This is a genomic window from Paenibacillus sp. MER 99-2 (assembly GCF_023714095.1).
Classification (GTDB): Bacteria; Bacillota; Bacilli; order Paenibacillales; family Paenibacillaceae; genus Paenibacillus.
Genome location: NZ_JAMAUZ010000003.1, coordinates 566,772 through 586,556, shown reverse-complemented (window position 1 = coordinate 586,556; position 19,785 = coordinate 566,772). Strand labels below are relative to the sequence as shown.

General features: G+C 46.2%; 13 protein-coding genes. 1 reads left to right on the top strand and 12 read right to left on the bottom strand.

The features are described from left to right. Nucleotides 1-79 precede the first annotated feature (79 nt). From M3636_RS17565 to M3636_RS17515, 11 genes are all read right to left on the bottom strand, one after another. Nucleotides 80-1,375 carry an ABC transporter substrate-binding protein gene (locus tag M3636_RS17565; RefSeq protein WP_251383380.1) on the bottom strand — a complete coding sequence of 432 codons (1,296 nt, stop codon included), beginning with the start codon at nt 1,373-1,375 and terminating at the stop codon, nt 80-82. Further along, nucleotides 1,351-3,123, bottom strand: coding sequence for a sensor histidine kinase (locus tag M3636_RS17560; protein WP_251383379.1), 1,773 nt, complete (start codon nt 3,121-3,123; stop codon nt 1,351-1,353). Before M3636_RS17560 ends, M3636_RS17565 begins: the two co-directional genes overlap by 25 nt. 221 nt (nt 3,124-3,344) lie before the next feature. Beyond that, complete coding sequence (locus M3636_RS17555) at nt 3,345-4,997, bottom strand: type 2 periplasmic-binding domain-containing protein (RefSeq protein ID WP_251383378.1); 1,653 nt, start codon at nt 4,995-4,997, stop codon at nt 3,345-3,347. A gap of 24 nt (nt 4,998-5,021) precedes the next feature. Beyond that, entirely contained in the window at nt 5,022-5,891 is an 870-nt protein-coding gene (locus M3636_RS17550; protein ID WP_056702053.1) for a carbohydrate ABC transporter permease, read from the bottom strand. Between the two features lie 15 nt (nt 5,892-5,906). After that, nucleotides 5,907-6,848, bottom strand: coding sequence for an ABC transporter permease (locus M3636_RS17545; protein WP_251383546.1), 942 nt, complete (start codon nt 6,846-6,848; stop codon nt 5,907-5,909). Between the two features lie 224 nt (nt 6,849-7,072). After that, nucleotides 7,073-8,623, bottom strand: a complete 1,551-nt coding sequence (locus M3636_RS17540; protein ID WP_128103858.1) for a response regulator — start codon at nt 8,621-8,623, stop codon at nt 7,073-7,075. Nucleotides 8,624-9,109: 486 nt separating this feature from the next. After that, entirely contained in the window at nt 9,110-10,027 is a 918-nt protein-coding gene (locus tag M3636_RS17535) for a class I SAM-dependent methyltransferase (protein WP_251383377.1), read from the bottom strand. A 117-nt stretch (nt 10,028-10,144) separates the two neighbouring features. Next, nucleotides 10,145-11,368, bottom strand: a complete 1,224-nt coding sequence (locus M3636_RS17530; RefSeq protein WP_251383376.1) for an MFS transporter — start codon at nt 11,366-11,368, stop codon at nt 10,145-10,147. Between the two features lie 152 nt (nt 11,369-11,520). Next, nucleotides 11,521-13,584 (bottom strand): molybdopterin-containing oxidoreductase family protein, encoded by a 2,064-nt coding sequence (locus M3636_RS17525; protein ID WP_251383375.1) that lies wholly within the window; start codon nt 13,582-13,584, stop codon nt 11,521-11,523. A gap of 664 nt (nt 13,585-14,248) precedes the next feature. Continuing rightward, a complete protein-coding gene (locus M3636_RS17520; RefSeq protein WP_251383374.1) occupies nt 14,249-15,091 on the bottom strand; it encodes a formate/nitrite transporter family protein in 843 nt (280 codons plus the stop codon). Between the two features lie 599 nt (nt 15,092-15,690). Further along, nucleotides 15,691-17,052 carry an FAD-dependent oxidoreductase gene (locus M3636_RS17515; protein WP_128103862.1) on the bottom strand — a complete coding sequence of 454 codons (1,362 nt, stop codon included), beginning with the start codon at nt 17,050-17,052 and terminating at the stop codon, nt 15,691-15,693. Between the two features lie 503 nt (nt 17,053-17,555). Between M3636_RS17515 and pelA the strand changes: the two genes are divergently transcribed. After that, a complete protein-coding gene (gene pelA / locus M3636_RS17510) occupies nt 17,556-18,770 on the top strand; it encodes a pectate lyase (protein WP_251383373.1) in 1,215 nt (404 codons plus the stop codon). Between the two features lie 522 nt (nt 18,771-19,292). On the opposite strand, the gene M3636_RS17505 is transcribed toward pelA, so the two are convergent. After that, nucleotides 19,293-19,772, bottom strand: a complete 480-nt coding sequence (locus tag M3636_RS17505; protein ID WP_128103863.1) for a glutathione peroxidase — start codon at nt 19,770-19,772, stop codon at nt 19,293-19,295. Nucleotides 19,773-19,785: the final 13 nt, after the last annotated feature.

The following is a 19,785-nucleotide window of genomic DNA, read 5'->3' as shown; positions in this document are numbered from 1 at the left end:
TAAACTATATAAATTGAAAGATAAAGAGTAGTAACACTCGCCACTCTGATGACAGAATGACCTTATCATTATTAGAATGCTAGGTCTCACTTCTCGTCAAAATGGCGTTGGCACGTTCACGAAATTGCTGCGCTGCATCGTCCGCCGTTAACTTGCCAAATAACAGCAGATCATACAGCTCACGCAGCACGGCAGTGACTTCGGAGCTACCTACAGGATCAGGAGCATCCATTGGACTGCTATGGTCTGCGACCCAATCTATATAATCGAATACTTGTGCTTGCTCCGGTTCAACGATCCTTCTCATCTGCTCCCGCACACTGGAAGAAACCGGCACACCACGCTCCCCTTTGAGCAGCAGATTGGCATCTAGATCATTGACGAAAAAGCTAATAAACTTCGCTGCCTCTTCCTTCTGTCTGGAATTACCCGCGATGGAGAAGAACATGCCTGGCTTCAGAAACAGCCCATCTGAGTTATTAGGCCCCGGCATTGGGGCAATAGACAACGGCTTCCCATAACGCTCTGTTGTACTGATGAATTGGTTAGAGTACCCCCAGCTAAACAGCGCCTCACCCAAATAAAACGGATCATTGTCTGGCTTACCGATATCTGAGGTCCAGATGTCTGGGGCAAAGATGAGTTTATCCTGCGCGAGTCGTTGCATCAGTCCAAAATATTCCACAAATAATTCGTCATTCTCATAACCGAGACGTGTCCCATCCTCCGCGTACAGCTTAGCACCATGCTGCCTCAAATAATACGCGAAAAACTGCTCTGGAGTAAGATAGGTGCCCAGATAGATGCCCCGTCCTTGGATGTGCTTGCCCATCTGATCAAAATCGTCCCAAGTCCATGCATCTGTCGGGAATTCAATGCCGTTCGCCTGCAACACTTCCGGATCATAGATACTCATCAGCGCATTAACGCCTAGGCTCAGTCCATAAACTTTGCCGTCTATACTGCCACTATCCAACTGCTGTTTGTCCACGTCCTTCGTATCCAGTAATCCACGTTGCGCATACGGAGATAGATCCTCCAATAGCTGTAGTGAGCTATATTGAGCCAAATACGAAATGTCCATCTGGATAATATCTGGAAGTGCGTTTCCCGCGGCCAGTGGAGCCATCTTCCTCCAATATTCGTTGAAGCTGCTGTATTCGTACTCAATGTTCACATGCGGATTCAATTGTTCGTATTGATGGATGACCTCAATCGTGGCATTGTTACGGAATTCTCCGCCCCACCAGGCAATACGTAGCGTAATAGGTTCTTCTTCAATCACCATACCAGGCCTTTGAGCAAATTGGGGTACACAACCGAGCAGAGCTGCCGTCAGGCAGATGATGCCTATTGTTCGCAGTAATCTTCCCACAGCTTCTCCTCCTTCGGCAGCGGTAAGGGAACCGTGACCTTGGTTCCGCACCCCGGCTTGCTCTCCAGCCTGATGTCATGATCGTCGCCGAAGGCTAGACGCAGCCGCTCTCTGATGTTCATCAGACCAATTCCTGTACCTCGGGTCTCCACTTCACCGCGAAGCACCTTCTCCACAAATTCCGGTTCCATGCCTGGCCCGTGATCTTCAACGACAAGCAACAGCTTCCCTTCCGACAGCTCCGCATACACACGAATCTGACAGGCGCCCACTTGCGGCTCCAGCCCGTATTGGATCGCGTTCTCCAATATCGGCTGTAACGTCAACTTGGGAATAGCGCACCCTAGGTAAGGCTGTGGTACATGCAGGTGAAAATCCAGTCGATGCTGAAAACGATACTTCTGAATCGTAATGTAATGATTGACGATCTCTAGCTCTTCTGCCAAGGTGATGACATTCTGCTTGAAGCTGATCGATGTGCGTAGTAAATAGCCGAGTGACAGCACCATACTGGAGATCTGTTCCTGCTTATGCTTTTTGGCAAGCCAATGGATAGAATCCAAGGCATTATACAGAAAATGCGGATTAATCTGAGCCTGCAACGCCTTGAACTCCGTTTCCTTAATGACCAGTTGGCTTGCATAATTTTCTTTAATCAGTGTATTGATGTGGGTGATCATCAACCGATATGTACGGTGCAATAACCCGATCTCATCCATGTGATGATGCGTTGGCACGGTTAGATTGGCATGATCGATATTGTCGAGATCGCCATACTGAACCTCTTTCATCTGTCCGATGAGCTGTCTAATCGGCCTCGTTAGGCTGCGTGCAAATACCATCCCAAGCGTTAGTACGATGACAATGGCTATGACATAAACGACAATTAACGCATTTTTCAGCCATATGATTCGCTCAAAAATCTCGTGATAGGAGGCCATGTTATAGTATACCCAGCCGGTGTAGGACGATTTCTTTTGCGCTAGAAATACTGCCCTTCCATCCAGGTTTTTGATCTCATATCCCCCACTGCCCGGTAAAGGCTTCAGCCCTTCGGATACCGTGTTCTGGAGCTGTCGATATGGATAAACGACGTCGTCCCCTGCCTTCAGCACAATATCGCTATTCTGGCTGTCCAATCCTGCGTATTCCTTCACGAGACGTTCGATGTTAATCCGCAGAAACAAAATGCCGACAGGCTTGAGCGTCATCGGATCATAGGCTCGTACCTGTCGAACCATAACCAGCATCGGGTCATCATCGTCTGGATACAGCCACCTGACAGCACCATTTGCATGCTCAGCAGCTGCAATCATACGATCATACTTTTCCTCAGATACGGTTATTGTCTCGCCATACTTATTCACTCTTCCCTGCGAATCAATTAAATGAACGGACTGCACGTAACGTGCAGCCCCGCTAATGTGTTCCCATAGTCGATCTGTAATCTTCTTACGCTCAATAAAACTGGAGTACGCGGTGTCATCCTCTAACAGAGATTTTAGCGCCCGCTGGATTTGCATATCGGAAATCATATTCAGTGATAACGCTTCCAACTTCTGCAATTCAAGATCAACCGTAGAGGACGAGAGATTCAGCAGCCGAGAGGATTTATCGAATAACTGTTTATCATAAACGGAATACGTATAATACAAGGAACTGAAAGCCAGCGTGATAATAAATGCCATCATGAACATGATCATCAGGAACATTTTCATTTTGATACTTAGTTTGCGGTAGGCTATCATGACACAAGCGCTCCTTTGAACCACGTGATTTTACTAGTGCGTGTTGAAGAACCTCTACTAGATATATCACATTCAGGAAAATTCTCCTATATCTTTTTAGCGCCCCGCTCGTTTAGCAGCATTCAACGCTTGGATGATCCATGATCCTTCCGTTTTGTTCGTGTGTACATGTTCAGATTCGTCTATATAGCATATGAGGCATAACGAACATTTCTTGCCTATTATTTCGCCTTATATCGGTCATACGCAGCTTGATGAATCTCGATGGCGCGGTCAATGCCCATGCTTTTGATTGTTTCAGCCATCGTGTCAAATTCCGTAATTGGCTTCTGTCCGCTAATGATTGCAGTCATCGTCTCATTCAGATACGTATTCACCTGGCTCATAATGGACGTGCTTGTGCTAACCTCGTCGGAGGACAAACGAATTGGCGGAAGTGTCAGTGCCGAGCTTGCTTTCATCCATTCCTCATTCGCTGCACGTTGTCCTTCATCGAACAAGAGTGCATCAAGGTAGCGGCTGTCTTGGTTAATCGGGCCATCCATAATGGATAGTGCATATGATGCTAGCGCCTGATCATACGTCAAACCATTCGGATTATTCACAATGACATCCGTGAATTTGACGCCCTCTCCTTCTTTCACATAACTGTCGTTCTCGACCCCGAAGTTGAACAGATCACTGCCCTCTTCACTATAGTTATAGTCCATCCACTGTACGATATATTTCAGTTTATCTTCATCTGCCGAAGATGTGATGGCTTCACCATAGCTAAGCACCTTCGCTTCCATGTTAAACGTTGCATAAGCCGTTCCATCTGGAGACTGTGGCCATGGCGCACCTGTCACATCGAAGTTCGGATCAGTATCTCTCATGAGGTTAAAATATTTCCCCATCCCGCTGAATACACCGCCCTGATAAGCACCTGCCAAATTATTCGTAACTTTGTAGTCGAACGCTTTACCATCATTCGTCATAATCTCAGGGTCAATCAGACCTTCCTTATACCACTTCGCCATAGTCTCCAGGAAATCGCGGTATCCCGGTTGAATCGGGCCAAACTCGACCTTGTCTCCATTCATCTGGAAGCCACCAATCACACCAAAGGCTGGAGAAAAGTCATGCAGCTTGGTCAGGTTACCTGGTCCCCAGTTACCTGTGAAGGGTAATTCATCCTGTTTCCCGTTGCCATTCGGATCTTGCTCCTTGAATGCCTTAAGCACCGTATACCACTCATCAATATTCGTCGGGGCTTGCAGGTTCAACTTATCGAGCCAGTCTTGGCGGATAATCAAACCAGAAGTTGCGTTCAGCTTGAGTGCATCCAGCTTGAGCAGTGGGAACATATAGATGGTTCCATCATCCAGGGCAATCTGCTTCTTCACATCCGGATCAGATTCGATGATGCGTTTCAGGTTAGGTGCATAGCTATCGATCAGCTCGTTCAAACGGATGATTCGGCCATCCTTGATCATTTTCTCCGGTCCGCCAACGGCGTCAGCCCAGTTATAATAGATCACGTCAGGTAATTCTTTGGTAGAGATGAGCAGGTTAAATTGATCCCGCTGTTGTCCGAGTGGAGGATGCGTGAACTTCGCCTCGATCCCCGTTCTCTTCGCCTTTTCCTTGTAGGATGCCATATCTGCAAAATTGTTCAGTGAAGCCGTGAGCTTCGCATCATTGGCGCGCCAATAATCAATCGTGAAGGGTTCGCTCGTAATTGGTAACGGAATTTCAGTCAAGGCTTGAACCGCAGGCTCCGTCCCTTCTTCAGGCTCTGTAGCACTTGGTTCACTAGCTCCTCCAGTACATCCGGCCAATAAAGACATGGTGAGCAGAGATGACAATAGAATAGACCCCATTCTTTTTTTCACGTAATTCGCCTCCAAGATTTTAATTTATTGTTTCACAGCGCCGATTAAGGCACCCTGAACAAAATAGCGTTGGATAAACGGATACACCAGCATGATCGGAAGTGTCGAGATAATAATGGTGGCATATTTAATGTTCTCACCTATTGCAAAGCCTGTGTCCACACCTGCCCCCATCGCTTCCGTGCTGCTGCTAATTAAGATGTCGCGCATAATAATCTGGATCGGATACAGTTCTTGACTCCGTAGATAAAGCATCGGCCCCACGTAGTCATTCCAGTGATCGACAGCGTAGTACAGCATCATAACCGCTAGAATCGGCTTCGATAAAGGCAGTACAATGCGGAATAAAATCAAGAAATCATTGGCGCCATCAAGCTTCGCGGATTCGATCAGACTGATCGGGATGCCTTCGAAGTTTGTTTTCATAATGAGAAAATAGAATGTGCTGATCGCTCCAGGGATAATCAGGGCAAAGCGCGTGTCCACCATCCCCAGATTCTGAATGAGCAGGAAGGTCGGAATCATACCTCCACCAAAAAACATCGTGAATGTAATCAGCTTCATCAGCGTTTTTCTACCCAGCAGATCACTACGAGATAACCCATATGCCGCGAGTGAGGTCATCAGCAAGTTGATTGCTGTTCCCACCACCACGTAGAAGAGTGTGTTCATATAACCCGTGTAGATACGGGTATCCTGAAATACCGCTTTGTACGCTTCCAATTGAAAGCCTTCCGGCCAGAGCATGAGTGAGCGGGAACGTAACATCTGATCCGGATCACTAATCGAAGAGTTGAACACGTACAGCATCGGGTAGAAACACAGGATCATGACCACCAAGAGCAGCAGCGTATTAAATGCATCAAAGATATGTTCACCTGTAGACCTCTTCATCGCTTCACCTTCCAATTACCAGAGACTGGTTGAGTTGAGCTTTCTGCTGATTGCATTTGCAGCGATAAGCAGCGCAAAGTTAATGACTCCGTTAAACAGCCCTATGGCTGTTGAATACGTATAATTGCCTTCCAAAATACCGGAGCGGTACACAAAGGTTGATATGACATCCGATGTCTCATAGGTTGGCGCGGTTTGCATGAGCAATATTTTCTGAAAATCGGCATTCATCACCGCACCCATCCGTAGAATCAGCATGATTACGATGGTTGGCATGATGCCAGGTAGTGTAATATGGAGCAATTGGCGCCAGCGATTCGCACCGTCAATCTTGGCGGCTTCATACAACTGGGGATCAATGCCGCTAAGCGCTGCCAAGAAGATGATGGACGCCCAGCCTGCTCCCTGCCAGATATTCGATAGAATGTACAGCGGACGGAACATATCCTTCTCTGCCAGGAACATCAGCGGCTGTAGATCGAAGAATCCACGAATGACGTTGAACAACCCGCCGTCCAAAGATGAGAACGTTTTCAACATTCCGACCACAACAACGACCGAAATAAAATGCGGCATGTAGCTGACCGTTTGCACGGTGCTTCTAAACCATTTCTTACGTACTTCATTCAGGAGCAAGGCAAGTATAATTGGAGCTGGAAATCCGAATACAATACTGTAAAAACTCAGAATCAATGTGTTCTTAATGAGTCTCCAGAAGTAATAACTTTCGAAGAACATGGTGAAATTGTCAAAACCGACCCATTCCCCTGCCAATATGCCTTTGACCGGGCTATACGATTCCTGAAACGCCATCAGGAGCCCATACATTGGCCCATAGCTAAAAATCAGATAATAGGCGACGACAGGAAGCAGCATGAGATATACATACCTGTTACGAACAAGTTCCTTTTTCACAAAGCCCCATTTGCCAGCTGGCTTCAAATGTCCCGGCTCCATCACCGGACTTCGCTTCAGCTCCATCCACTGTACCTCCAATTCTGATGTGGAAATCCTCTATAGGTATAATGATAGGACTTGGGTGGGTCTTCTTCCCATGCTCATTTCCGAGATATGGATGTTCAAAACCGTGTTCTATAAGTTCGTGTGCAAAAAGTACGGTTTTCAGCAGCCCGAAACTAAGGACGGCTACACAACAAAAAACCTGCTGTCAATGAAGACAGTCAGGGTATGGCTTTCTTATATTCGGATGGAGAGAAGCCTGTATATTTCTTGAACACTTTGCTGAAGTAAGGCCAGTTCGATCCAAAGCCCGTATACTCTGCGAGCAAGGACACTGTATAATTTCCATCCTGCTCCAGTAGCTCCAATGCTTTTTGTATCCGGTAGGTGAGGACGTAATTGGTGAATTTCTCGCCCGTCTCTTTCTTAAACATCTTGCCGATGTAATCGGGATTCATGTAGATCTCTCCGGCAATGGACTGGAGTGTTAACGTTTCATCCTGATAGCGTTTCTGTACAAGCTGCTTCACCTGGTGCACCATCTGAGACTGCCTGGAACGCTGCTGTTCATAACGGCGAAGGGTGATCTGTTTGGCTACGGTCAGCAGGAATTGCTGGAAGGAATGTAACGTACTCGTCTCGATCATATAGGGCAGTCGGTCCATATAATGTTTCATATCTGTGGCTCCGCTAAGCCGAATAATCTCCATGAATATTTGGATAAGGTATGATTTGGTCTGGGAAATATCGTAACGAAGATCAACGAGCAGTTGGAATATCCGATTCAGCTCCGCTCCCGCATCCTGCCAGTGTCCTGCTTGTATTGCGGTGACAAGCCTTCCCTGATCATACTCAAACTCAGGCACATCCCGCTCCTCTATTGCGGCAACATCCCGTTCCATAATAAGGCTGCCCTCTCCAAGGTAAAAGCGATGATTCAGATACGCAATCGTTCGCATGTATAATTGACGCGTCTGTGGTAGTTCACCTGGCTCACTCAGCGCCATCGTCAGATCATAGCGATAATATCGGGTAAAGGTAGCTCGAATCTCATCAATATTCCGAAATAGCTGCACTTCTGACATCGTATCTTCCATCATGACAAGCAGATGCCCTCTAACCGTTGTACTTAATATGGGATTATGAAAAATATCCTCTGCGATGTTCTTAACAGCGAACAAGTGCAGATACTCATGCTCGCCCTCAATCTCGACCAGTAACAGGCGTACACGCTGACCGAGAAATTGCACACTAAATAACTCGCCAAAATACTTCCATTCCTTCACGCCATACGTCTTGTTGGTGACCAATTCCTTCAGAAAATACTCCTTCGCATGTGGCAGCACCCGCTCTAAATTGTATTGAATGGCCTGCACAAAGTGCTCATGATCTGTAAGCTCCCGTTTCTCACTGACCAGCTCGCCAATCGCCTGTACCAGACTCTCCTCACTGCAAGGTTTAAGCAGGTAATGCTTCACCCCATATTGCATGGCAGTCTTCGCATACTCAAATTCGGTAAAGCCTGTGAGCATAATAAACGAGATATCCCGATACTTCTCCGCCACCGCTTCAACAAGTTGCAGCCCATCCATACCTGGCATACGAATATCCGAAATAATAATGTCAGGCCGTTGCCGTTCGATTGAAGCAAGCGCTTCCAATCCATCGTGAGCAATACCGATGAGCTCAGTACCCAGTAGGGACCAATTCACGACACTGGAAATTCCGTCAGAGATCAGAAATTCATCATCAACCAACAAGACCTTGTACATGTAGAATATCCCCCTGATTGTTAACTGCTTTTTTTATTCTATTATATGAGCATTATGCATAAATATGGGGGTTCGTTCCGAATGACAGTGTTCGTGTTATATGAGCCTGTGTTGTGAACAGTTCTGGATGATGTGATTTTACATGAAGATTACAGAGACACTATCAAGCTCTTAATGTACTGATATAAAATGGATTAATTGTTATGAATGGATGTGAGGTTAATCAAAGTGAAATTAAAAGTTTTTCTGAAATACTTTCTGGGCTTTTTTGTTTTATGGAATGTGTTATCCGTTGTATTCAGTATGATCTTACTTGGTAAATCGTTAGATGAGATTGATTATATGCTCAACATATTCGGCGGGACTATATCTAGCGCAATAATTGCAATTGTAAAGGCACGAAATGAATGAAGAAACAGCCTTCCCTCGTTAGAAGAGGAGAGGCTGTTTATGTTCATTCGAATATGCCCTTTTGTCTGACTACACTTATAGTTTTACCGCATGGATATAATGTACCGACTCAAATGCCGATAGATCATCCGTCCGATTTGAGAAAAATCGCTCTTGAATACCCACTGGAGAGAGATGCTCATAAATGAGTAGACCTGCCTCAGCCAGCAGCTTCTCCATCTCCGCATATGTGTAGCACGTTTGGATCGGCTCCCCGCCTACTGCAGCCATATGAATCATATTTTGCACACGATTAGAGATCCCCTTCTCTTCAAACAGATGCTCATCTGGATAATCAAATACAATAGAGCTTCCCGAAGGTACGACAGCGAATATACGCCGCAGCAAGTTAGACAAGTCCTCTTTGGTCAAGTAATAGGATACGCCAAGCAAGCTGAAGAAGGTTTTATGATGATCCCTAAATCCAGCATTCATCATAGCCTGAACAGACAGTGGAAGCGTGAAATCCATAGGTATAAAAGTGAGATTACCGGGAACATTCCAATTCGCTTGTGCCAACCGACTCTGCTTAGATTCCTGTGTGGCTGGGGTATCCAACTCAAAGATGCGAAGCGTGTTACTTAGCTCCCTATGCCTAAACGCAAACGTGTCCAAACCAGACCCAAGAATAACATACTGCGTAGCTCCGAGTGTCACCTCATGAAGTAGAACCTGCTCACAATAGGCTGCACGAGCCAGTGGTGTAGGGGCAAGCTGTACATGAACAATCCATTTCAAGATCGCATCTGGATCATCCTTCATGTTAGATGCCTTTCCTGCATCAAAAAATGACATCCCTTGAATCATATTATTCCGGATCTCTGAATGCTCCTGAGGTGATATCAATTCCTTAGCCAGACTATCATTGAAAATGTAAGGTACATCATACTGACTGTGATACGCTCGACTAAACGCTGACACTAATGAAGTTATACTTGCCTGTCCGTGCTTCATCTCGTGTTCCTCCCACAAAAAAATAAGATTCCCCCTGGCCAGGAGAATCTTATTATATACGGGATATTTATATATGTAAATTATAGCATATAAATAAATTTTTGTCAATTATTTATTTTAGCCGTCAATTCCATATTCCTTCGCCTCACGGTGCCGATTCAGTGCCGCATGCAGTAGGAAACCAACGACCGCTACACCTGCCATCGCAGTCGCAAGCCAGGCTACAGGAATCAATCCCTGCTTGTCATACATGACTCCCATCGCATACGGGCCAATGACCCGACCAATTGCACCGATACCACCGGATACCCCAATATAGAAGGGCGCTGCTCGTCCAGCGTGCTCGGATATAAATGCCGGCGTTGCCGGAGAGATCAGCATTTCCCCGAAGGTTGCGAGTACCATCGCCAGAACCATGCCGGGATAGTTATACATCGTGATCATCACCAGATATGCCATACCGTAGAATACGGCACTAGCCGTCATCTGCGCATTGGAGGTACGAGCCATTGTACGTTTAATCCACGTTGTGAAGGGCTGCCCTACAAAGATCAGCACCCCGTTCAGGGTCCAGAGCAGACCATACATTCTTTTCTCCATACCTTCTGAAATAATGTACGGCGATACCCCTGTATTCCAGATTGAGTTACCGAATAACAAGAACAGCACACCTAGGCTCATAAACAGATACAGCCTCGTATTGCCCAGCAGTGCCCATACACTTGCACCACCAGTTTCTGTCTGGCGTTTGGTCAGATGTACTTCCCCTTGCTCAGGTTCAAGCCGCGACAGATAATACCAGAAAAATATCGCAAAGCCTGCCGAGGTGACCCCGTTCAATATGAAGCTGAGGTGATACGAAAAGTCAGCCAGAAATCCACTAAGCGCTGTACCAATCGCTACACCGATGTTGTTCGCCACATAGATAATGTTGAACAGTTCACCACGCCGCTCTGCAAACCGGAAACCGATAAACGCTTGAATCGCCGGCAGCGACAAGGAACTGAATAAACCAATCCAGCCCATCGCGCAGATAAACACAACCCAGTATGCACTGATCCACGGTAGAGCAAACAGCCCTAAGGCGTTCAGTGCCAGCGATCCGATAATCAACTTTTTGACACCAACTCTGTGATACAGTGCGCCGCCAAGCAATTGCCCAAAAATACCGCCCAGAGATTGAATTAAAATGACAAATCCCGCGTTAGCCATCGTCCGACCTAATTCGTCAAACACATACATCGTGGTCAGCGGCCACATCAAGGCACTGCCTGTCGCGTTGACCAGACTTGCCAGCAAAAATACTTTTACTTCCTTAGGATAGGAATCCAGCCATCTCATAATCTTCGTTCATGCTCCTTCGTACACCAACCTGCTTCCGTAGAAAAAGCTCCCACAACGACTGGCATGACCAGCCGAAGCGAAAGCCTGTATGGTAAAGTTTATATAATATGAATCTATATTACCTCAAAAAAACGAGCTTGCAAGCACACTCACTGACGCTTCACTTCAACAGTGGCAGAGAAGAATGTTGCGCCATTCCCCATATCAGACAGACGATTGGACGTCAGCGTATTGACGCGCTGTTTCTTCCCTTCGCCATCCCACCACAAACCTTGGCTAATTACCGTTCCAGGGAGCATCGCTTCAGTGATTTTCGCTGTAAGCTCAATCTGTCCACGTTCGTTCCACACGAGCACTGGGTCGCCCTCTTCCACGTTCCGACGTGCGGCATCCTCTGGATGAATCTGTAGCATAGGCAGTTTCTCCAGACGTTGATGCTTCTGCGTATTCGCAAATGACGAGTTCAAGAAGTTATGATTCGGCGGAGATACAAACATCAGCGGATACTCATCCGTAACACTGGCTGGTCGTTCTCCATCATAACCTTCCAAGGAAGCGCGGTACGTAGGCAGGGGTGGTAATCCACGCTGCTTCATCGTTTCGGAGTACAGTTCAATCTTCCCAGATGGCGTCGGTAAACGATCCAGATAAGAATCATATGGCGTCATATCCAGCTTCACAAACCGCTGCTCCTGAAGTGCCTCCAGCGTTACTCCGTTCATATACGGATTATCTGTATTCTGGAGTGCTGCTTCAATCATCTGTTCCGGCGTCTCGCCAAAGATCTCAGGATCATATCCCATCGCCTGACCAAGCAAAGAGAACAACTCTACATTGCTCTTGCTCTCCCCAATCGGCGCGATAACAGGCTCCTGTAATTGAACGTACTGATGCCAGTAGGACGTGTATAGATCTGTTGCTTCAAATGAGGACTTGGCAGGCAGCACAATATCTGCGTATTTGGCCGTATCCGTCATGAATAGATCATGTACAACCGTGAATAAATCTTCTCTTGCAAAACCTCGCTCCACCCGCTCGGAATCCGGTGCAACAACCAATGGGTTGCTGCAATACACTAACATCGCTCGGATTGGCTGCTCTGCTTCGAGCAGCGCTTCACCAATCCGGTTCATGTTCACTACTCGCGGCTCTGGATTACGCCGCAGATCTGGACGCTCCAATGCATCGCTATTGGTGCTCGCATAGCTATTCGTGCGTACGGCACCGCCGCCGCGCTGCAACCAGTGGCCTGTAATCGCAGGCAGACAAGATATGCTGCGCACACTCATCCCACCATGATCATGATGCTGGAGGCCATTGCCGATATGAATATGCGCTGCGTTCGCCTTGCCGTACAGCTCAGCCAGCTTCACAATGTCAGCTTCCGGCACGCCGGTAATGCGTGCTACACGCTCTGGGGTATAACTTTGAACATGATCACGCAGTGCCTCATGTCCTACGGTATACTTTTGCATAAAGGCTTCATTCGCCATTCCACATTCAAACAACACATGCATGACTCCCAGTGCTAGCGCACTGTCTGTACCCGGGTAGAGCGGGATAAACCAATCTCCCCATTGAGCGGTACGGTTGCGGTGTACGTCGATGACAACGATCTGAGCGCCCTTCTTGCGGGCTTTCTCTGCGAGTACAACCTGATGCATATTCGTGCTGACAATATTGCCTCCCCATACGATGATGAGGTCCGCATGCTCGGTATCCTCTGGGATCGTCCCTTGATTAGCACCCATGGTATATTTCCAGCCGGTATTGCCCGCCGCATTACAGATCGTCTGCTCCAGCATGCTCGCTCCAAGTGCGTTGAAGAAACGCCGATCCATACCGTCAACGCCGAGAATGCCCATATTTCCATAGAAGCTGTACGGCAGAATACTCTCTGAACCATACGTCTCCGCAATGGAACTGAATTTGGAAGTAATCTCACCAATCGCTTCGTCCCAGCTGATCCGTTCGAACTTCCCTTCGCCCTTGGCACCAACCCGTCGCATCGGATATTGAAGCCGCTCAGGGTGATATACACGCTCAGTCATATTTCTAACTTTATTGCAGATGGCGCCCTTGGTGATTGGATGATCGGGGTTCCCCACGACCTTTACAATTTTTCCGTTCTCTTTATGTAACAGCAGACCGCATGTATCCGGGCAATCAAGTGGACAAACCGCCGGGAATACACCATTCTCCTGATTAATCATGTTGAAGTTCCTCCCCTGTAAAAGCTATCTCTCTATCATATCTTCTCTAATGCATTAACGTAAAGAGAACAGTTCATTTTCCCGTCTACACAAGACGCCATTTTTTTGCAAAAAAAGTTTTTTTGCTTATGATTCATCCTCCAGATTCAGGGGTAAATAAAAAACAAGGCATTAGGCTAGTGTTTCCCCACTTCCTCCTCATGCCATATCATGGACCACTCCCGAAATTCGCCATGAACAGGTTTCGTTCCCCCGAACCTTGTCATGGCGAATTTATTTTGTGTATTTATATAAATTAAACTAAAGAGCATTTACACTCGACACTCCGATGGCAGAATAACCTTCCGATCGCTGTTATCCCCAGATTTTTTTGATTCCCTTTTACAAAGGGAAAATCCGGGGATAAAGGCGAACGCTCCGCTTCTTCTTGTTATTTCTGCCCTCTACGTTTGGTGTAGATGTTTAATTCAATTTATATATTATATAAAACTAAACACATGATTATTTACAGCTGTCACTTCGATGGCAAAAAAACCTTAACTCTGCCTCACCGACAAAATTAAATATAAAAAACGATCTCGTTTCCGCTCTGCCACGGAGTTGCTCACCGTGATCTAGAACGAGACAAGATCGTCTGCACTGTCATACTTCCTGGATATAATCGTTACGCCTGTTTGCTCAGTATCGGTCTAGCTTCAGGCTCGGTTGCCATTTTCAACTCCGCCTTCACCTCCGACTCGCTTTTACGTAGATACACCATATAGTAGGCTGCCGCGACAAACAGAGCACCGCCCGTCAGATTACCAAGCCATACCGGAATGAAGTTCATGATGTATTGCGCCCACGAATAATGCCCTTCGAAGATCGCTGCAGGAATCAAGAACATATTCGCGACAACGTGCTGGAATCCAATCGCGACAAAGGCCATCGTAGGAAACCATATGCCGAGCACTTTACCGCTCATCGTATCTGCTGCATAGCACAACCACACTGCCAGAGCGACTAGCCAGTTACAGCCAATGCCGGAGATGAAGGCTTGCAGGAATCCGTCATGCAGCTTATGTCCCGCCATATCCACAACCTTCGCTAGATATACGCCCTCACTCGTTAGCCCTAACACATGACCGAACGCATAAGCCACGAAGATCGCGCCTAGAAAGTTCCCAATCGTCACCAAAGTCAGGTTCTTGAGCATACTTCTCACCGATAGTTTACGTGCGATTGTAGCTAGAGGTACAGCCATCATATTGCCAGTTAATAGCTCTCCACCGCCAATAAGCACAAGAATTAGACCTAATGGGAAGACAGACGCACCAATTAGGTTCACCAGGCTTCCCCACTCTGCTGGAGCAGAGGCAACTACCCGAATATTTAGCAAAAATCCTAGAGATATAAACGCCCCTGCCATAAAACCAAGGATAAGTACAGATAAAACAGGATTGTGAGCCTTCTTGATCCCGCTCTGCACCGTGTATTGTGCAACCTCAAGAGGTGTTTTGACCGCCATAGCCATTCTCTCCTTTGCATCTCATATTGAATGGAACGTTCTTCAGTTCATGCCTAAGTTGTTACAGCTTCACTGCCCTGATCTAATTGTATCTTGGCTGGAGATAAAACTTTGTGCAAATAATCACAAAGAATAGATGCATTTTTAGTTATTGATCGTTTTCTAACCTCGTTGGGCTAAACAATTTCGGATCTATATCTTTCGAACATGAGACACGTTATTGAGTGGATTTTGCACCGATCTGATATCTAACGAACTCAGTACACCTTATTGTGATCATTTGGAGTAAATTTGGACACTTTATCAGGCTTTTTCGTGCAATAGGACTGCTGAGGTTCGTTAAAATTCCAACATTGCTCAAATATAGGTTATAAGCTCACCTGAGTTCGTTAGAATCTTGGAGGTGACTTTGAAACGTGTAGCACATCCTACATGCTATGGTTCGTCTATCTCCAGCTAAATAGAGAACATGCTACTTCTCTCCAAACAACCAAAAAGCCAGCGATTGCTCGCCAGCCTTTTGGTTTGTAAGGTTCCTTGGATTAATTCCTTGGATAGTTCCTAATTTACTTTTATGACATCCACTAATTCGAACTTGCTTACACCAACGCCGGTGCTTTCACTTCAATTGGAGGTAGAGCTTGCAGTCCTGCTGTGTTCAAGAAGTTCCACGGTTTGTTGTAATGTGGCTGGAAGAAGAAGTCGATGAACGCAAGCTCATCTACTGTCATGTTGTTCTGGATGCAGACCGAGATGGTATTGATCGATTGTGTCAGATCCACCTGGGACATCACTTGTGCACCAACAATGCGGCGAGTTGCTTGTTCATAGACCACTTTGAGCAGCAACTTCTCAGCTGTTGGCATAAACTCTGGACGGTAGCTATCCTCCAAGACGACAGCCTCGACCACCAGACCTTCATCCGCCGCTGATACCTCAGTCATACCAGTACCGGCAATGTTTTGCTCATAAATTTTGATACCTGACGTACCCTGTGTACCCATATACGGTGTCGTCGGACGAACCAGGTTACGTGCTACGAGTGTTCCCATCCGTACAGCATTGGTTGCCAGTGGAATGTAAGATGCTTTACCAGTTGGGTTGTAATGAATTGCACAGCTATCGCCTGCGGCGAAGACGTCTTTCTGGCTAGTTTGCATATATTTATCTACAATGATAGCACCATTAGGCAGCATATCCACCTGACCTTTGAGCAGCTCCGTATTCGGGCGGAAGCCGATGCACAGGATAACGAGATCTGTTTCAAACTCACCTTTGGATGTAATAACTTTGCTCACTTTGCCATTCTCACCGGTAAATTTCTGTACCGTCTGACCCAATGCCAGCTTAATACCGCGGCTAGTCAGCGTGTCTTCGATGGCATCTGTAAATTCAGGATCAAGGTATTTGTTCAAAATACGATCTACGCTATCAATCAAGGTAACTTCTTTACCGTTCATTTGGAAAGCTTCAACCAGCTCAACGCCAATGTAACCTGCACCTACAACAGTGATGCGTTTGGCGTCTTTGGCTTTTTCAATAATCGTATTGGAGTGGTTATAGTTTTTGCAGAGCAGGATGTTATCCATCTCGATACCTTCCAGCTTCGGAATAACTGGCCAAGATCCTGTAGTGACAATGAGCTTATCGAAAGTATCTTCGAATTCTTCCCCTGTTTGCAGGTTTTTAGCCTGAAGTTTGTGATTGGCTGTATCAACAGCAGTAACCTCATGCAGCATTTTAGTTACAACGCCCAGATCAGCGAGCTGATTCGGAGACGAGTAGAACAGTCCATCTGGATCTTTCACCACGCCACCAACATATAGCGCAATACCACAAGATAAGAAGGAGATGTTGTCATTGCGCTCGTACACGGTGATCGTTGCGTCCGGATACAATTTGGCGGTGTTAACAATAGCTGCGGTTCCTGCGTGTGTACATCCGATAACTGCGATTTTCATTTAAAATTCCTCCTTGAGTGTATGAAAAATTGTAGGATTTATAACGTTAATTAAGTTGTGAAATATTTCACTACTTTGTCGATACTTTTCATGTGATTTATTTCACTTTATACACTCATTATAATGTGATCTTTTTCACATTGCAATAGGTTTTTGAAAAAAAGTTGTCAAATGCAGTTTAACTCGGCTTCCTGCTATTTAATACGATCCTCGTTCTTGGTACTAGCTATGCATGTGTTGCATATCTTCACGACGTTATTTTCCCCTGAAAATAAGCCCTTTATGCTCCAGTGTGATGATCTGAACTGCTTCAAAGAGGAACAGTAAATGGGTTAATTTTTACCCTCCCTTAACGTAAATTCAGGAAGGTAAATCCAATTTTTTTTTCAAAAGCATAAGGTAAATGGGTTGATTTCATTATAGTAAGCGCTTACAATATATGCGTATGATCCTTTATTTGGATTTTATATGATACAAATACCAAAATCACAGGAGGCGTTCATTTGAAGAAACATTCAGTGCCTGCCACACTCAAATTGGTTCCCGTCGCGCTTGCCGTTGCCATGATGACAGCCGGAGTCGCTGTACCTTACGGTGCTTCTGCTGCTTCTGCTGCTTCCACTGCCCCTGCCGCTGCTCTCGATTCCCCACCCGTTACGATCAAAACCGAAGTTCTGTCCTCCAAAGCTTCAGCAGGTGTAAATGTCTCTTCTCTGCTTCATAAGTTTAGGGATTTCAGTAATTTTGCCACTGGTGATCTAGCTAAGGATACAGCCTATGCACTCAATATCGTTTCCTGGCAGATGCCGCATGGTGGATTCTACAAAGACATGGAAGAGCAATATGCAGCACCTTGGGATGGCGTGACAGCACGCTCAGGCTGGAAGGATCCAAATGGCACTGAACTGGGCACGTTTGATAATGATGCTACAACATCCGAGATTCGTTTTCTGGCTGATATGTATAGCAAAACAGGAAATCCTGCCTTCAGAGACAGCGTCCGCAAAGCGGTCGGCTTTATCTTGACCTCTCAATATCCGTCTGGAGGATGGCCTCAGGTATATCCTAAACGGAGCAACTACTCCGACGCAGTCACTTATAATGACAATGCTATGGTACAAACGATGGTACTCATTGACGATATCGTGGAGCGAAGAGATGGGTTCGACAACGATATTCTCAGCACCAGTGACCGCAATAAATTAAAGACTGCCTTGGATAAGGGTATCGATTATACCCTTAAAGCACAGATTATCAATAACGGTCAGCCTACCGTTTGGGGTGCGCAGCATGATCCTGTGACCTATGCTCCTGTAGCAGGTAGAGCGTATGAATTGGCCTCCAAGTCGGGATCTGAATCTGTAGCCGTAACAGCCTTTCTCATGTCCAGACCGCAGACTCCGGAAATTGAACGAGCAGCCAAAGCAGCGTTGCGTTGGTTTGATACCGTTCGGGAAAATGGAACCAAATATAATCGACAAGGACCTGTTTATTTTGAACCAGATGCGGGGAGCGTAATCTGGTACCGCTTCTATAACGTAGATGAGGATGTGCCTTTCTATGCGGATCGGGATGGATTGAAGTACATGAACATTCTGGACATCAGCGAAGAACGGCGACACGGGTATTCTTGGGCAGGAAGCTACGCGCGTAATCTGTTGAAGCTTGCTTCGGATAGCGGGTACTATCCTCTAAGCACACCTTTGCCTGGATCATAAAATTTATGCCGTCAGGCATCCTTCGTAATCAAAAGTGGATTTTTTGAACAACCTCTTACAATCGAAGTTCACAAAGTTCGCTTTTCAGTGCCAAGAAGATGGGATGAAGCTAGAAATGGAGTAGCGGGGCGTAGGTTGGGCTACGTGAGCAACTACATTGTTTCCCAAGGAAACAAACTTCGTAAGCATTCACTTATTTCGGCTGAATCCCATATTCGACGCTGATGATGCCGTCAGGCATCCTTCGTAATCAAAAGTGGATTTTTTGAACAACCTCTATACAATCCAAGTTCAAAAAGTTTGCTTTTCAGTGCCAAGAAGATGGGATGAAGCTAGAAATGGAGTAGCGGAGCGTAGGTTGAGGCTACGTGAGCAACGGACATTTCGGCTGAATCCTATATTCGACGCTGATGATGCCGCTAGGCATCCTTCGTAATCAAAAGTGGATTTTTTGAACAACCTCTATAAAATGATAAAGGAGCCTGGTTTCTTAACAGAGACCAAGCTCCCCACATCATGTATTTAACCGAGCAGCTTCTCGATCTCTGCTGTCATGGCTTCTGGAGATTCTTTAGGCTCATAACGACCTACAACCTCACCCTCACGATTAACCAGGAACTTCGTGAAATTCCACTGAATCGTGTTATCTTCACCCTCACCTGGTTGCTGTTCACGAAGGTACTGGAACAATGGATGAGCATCTTCGCCGTTAACATCGACTTTGGCAAACACAGGGAAATTAACCCCATAGTTCACTTGGCAGAACGACTCTGCTTCCTCACTCGTGCCTGGCTCTTGTCCACCAAACTGGTTACAAGGGAAGCCCAATACAACTAGACCCTGATCGCGATAACGGTCGTATAGCTTCTGCAATTCGCCGTATTGTGGAGTCAGTCCACATTTGCTGGCTGTGTTGGCAATCACCAATACTTTACCTTGATACAGATCCAGAGGTGCTTCCTGATTAGCTGTAGTTAACGCTTTGTACGAATATACGGACATGACTGATTCCTCC

What these genes read in the sequence shown, in the direction of transcription:
- M3636_RS17535 (WP_251383377.1), bottom strand. Translation starts at nt 10,027, where the DNA reads ATGAAGCACGGACAGGCAAGTATAACTTCATTAGTGTCAGCGTTTAGT.
- M3636_RS17520 (WP_251383374.1), bottom strand. Translation starts at nt 15,091, where the DNA reads ATGGCGGTCAAAACACCTCTTGAGGTTGCACAATACACGGTGCAGAGC.
- M3636_RS17545 (WP_251383546.1), bottom strand. Translation starts at nt 6,848, where the DNA reads ATGGAGCCGGGACATTTGAAGCCAGCTGGCAAATGGGGCTTTGTGAAA.
- M3636_RS17530 (WP_251383376.1), bottom strand. Translation starts at nt 11,368, where the DNA reads ATGAGATGGCTGGATTCCTATCCTAAGGAAGTAAAAGTATTTTTGCTG.
- M3636_RS17515 (WP_128103862.1), bottom strand. Translation starts at nt 17,052, where the DNA reads ATGAAAATCGCAGTTATCGGATGTACACACGCAGGAACCGCAGCTATT.
- M3636_RS17505 (WP_128103863.1), bottom strand. Translation starts at nt 19,772, where the DNA reads ATGTCCGTATATTCGTACAAAGCGTTAACTACAGCTAATCAGGAAGCA.
- M3636_RS17560 (WP_251383379.1), bottom strand. Translation starts at nt 3,123, where the DNA reads ATGATAGCCTACCGCAAACTAAGTATCAAAATGAAAATGTTCCTGATG.
- M3636_RS17550 (WP_056702053.1), bottom strand. Translation starts at nt 5,891, where the DNA reads ATGAAGAGGTCTACAGGTGAACATATCTTTGATGCATTTAATACGCTG.
- M3636_RS17525 (WP_251383375.1), bottom strand. Translation starts at nt 13,584, where the DNA reads ATGATTAATCAGGAGAATGGTGTATTCCCGGCGGTTTGTCCACTTGAT.
- M3636_RS17540 (WP_128103858.1), bottom strand. Translation starts at nt 8,623, where the DNA reads ATGTACAAGGTCTTGTTGGTTGATGATGAATTTCTGATCTCTGACGGA.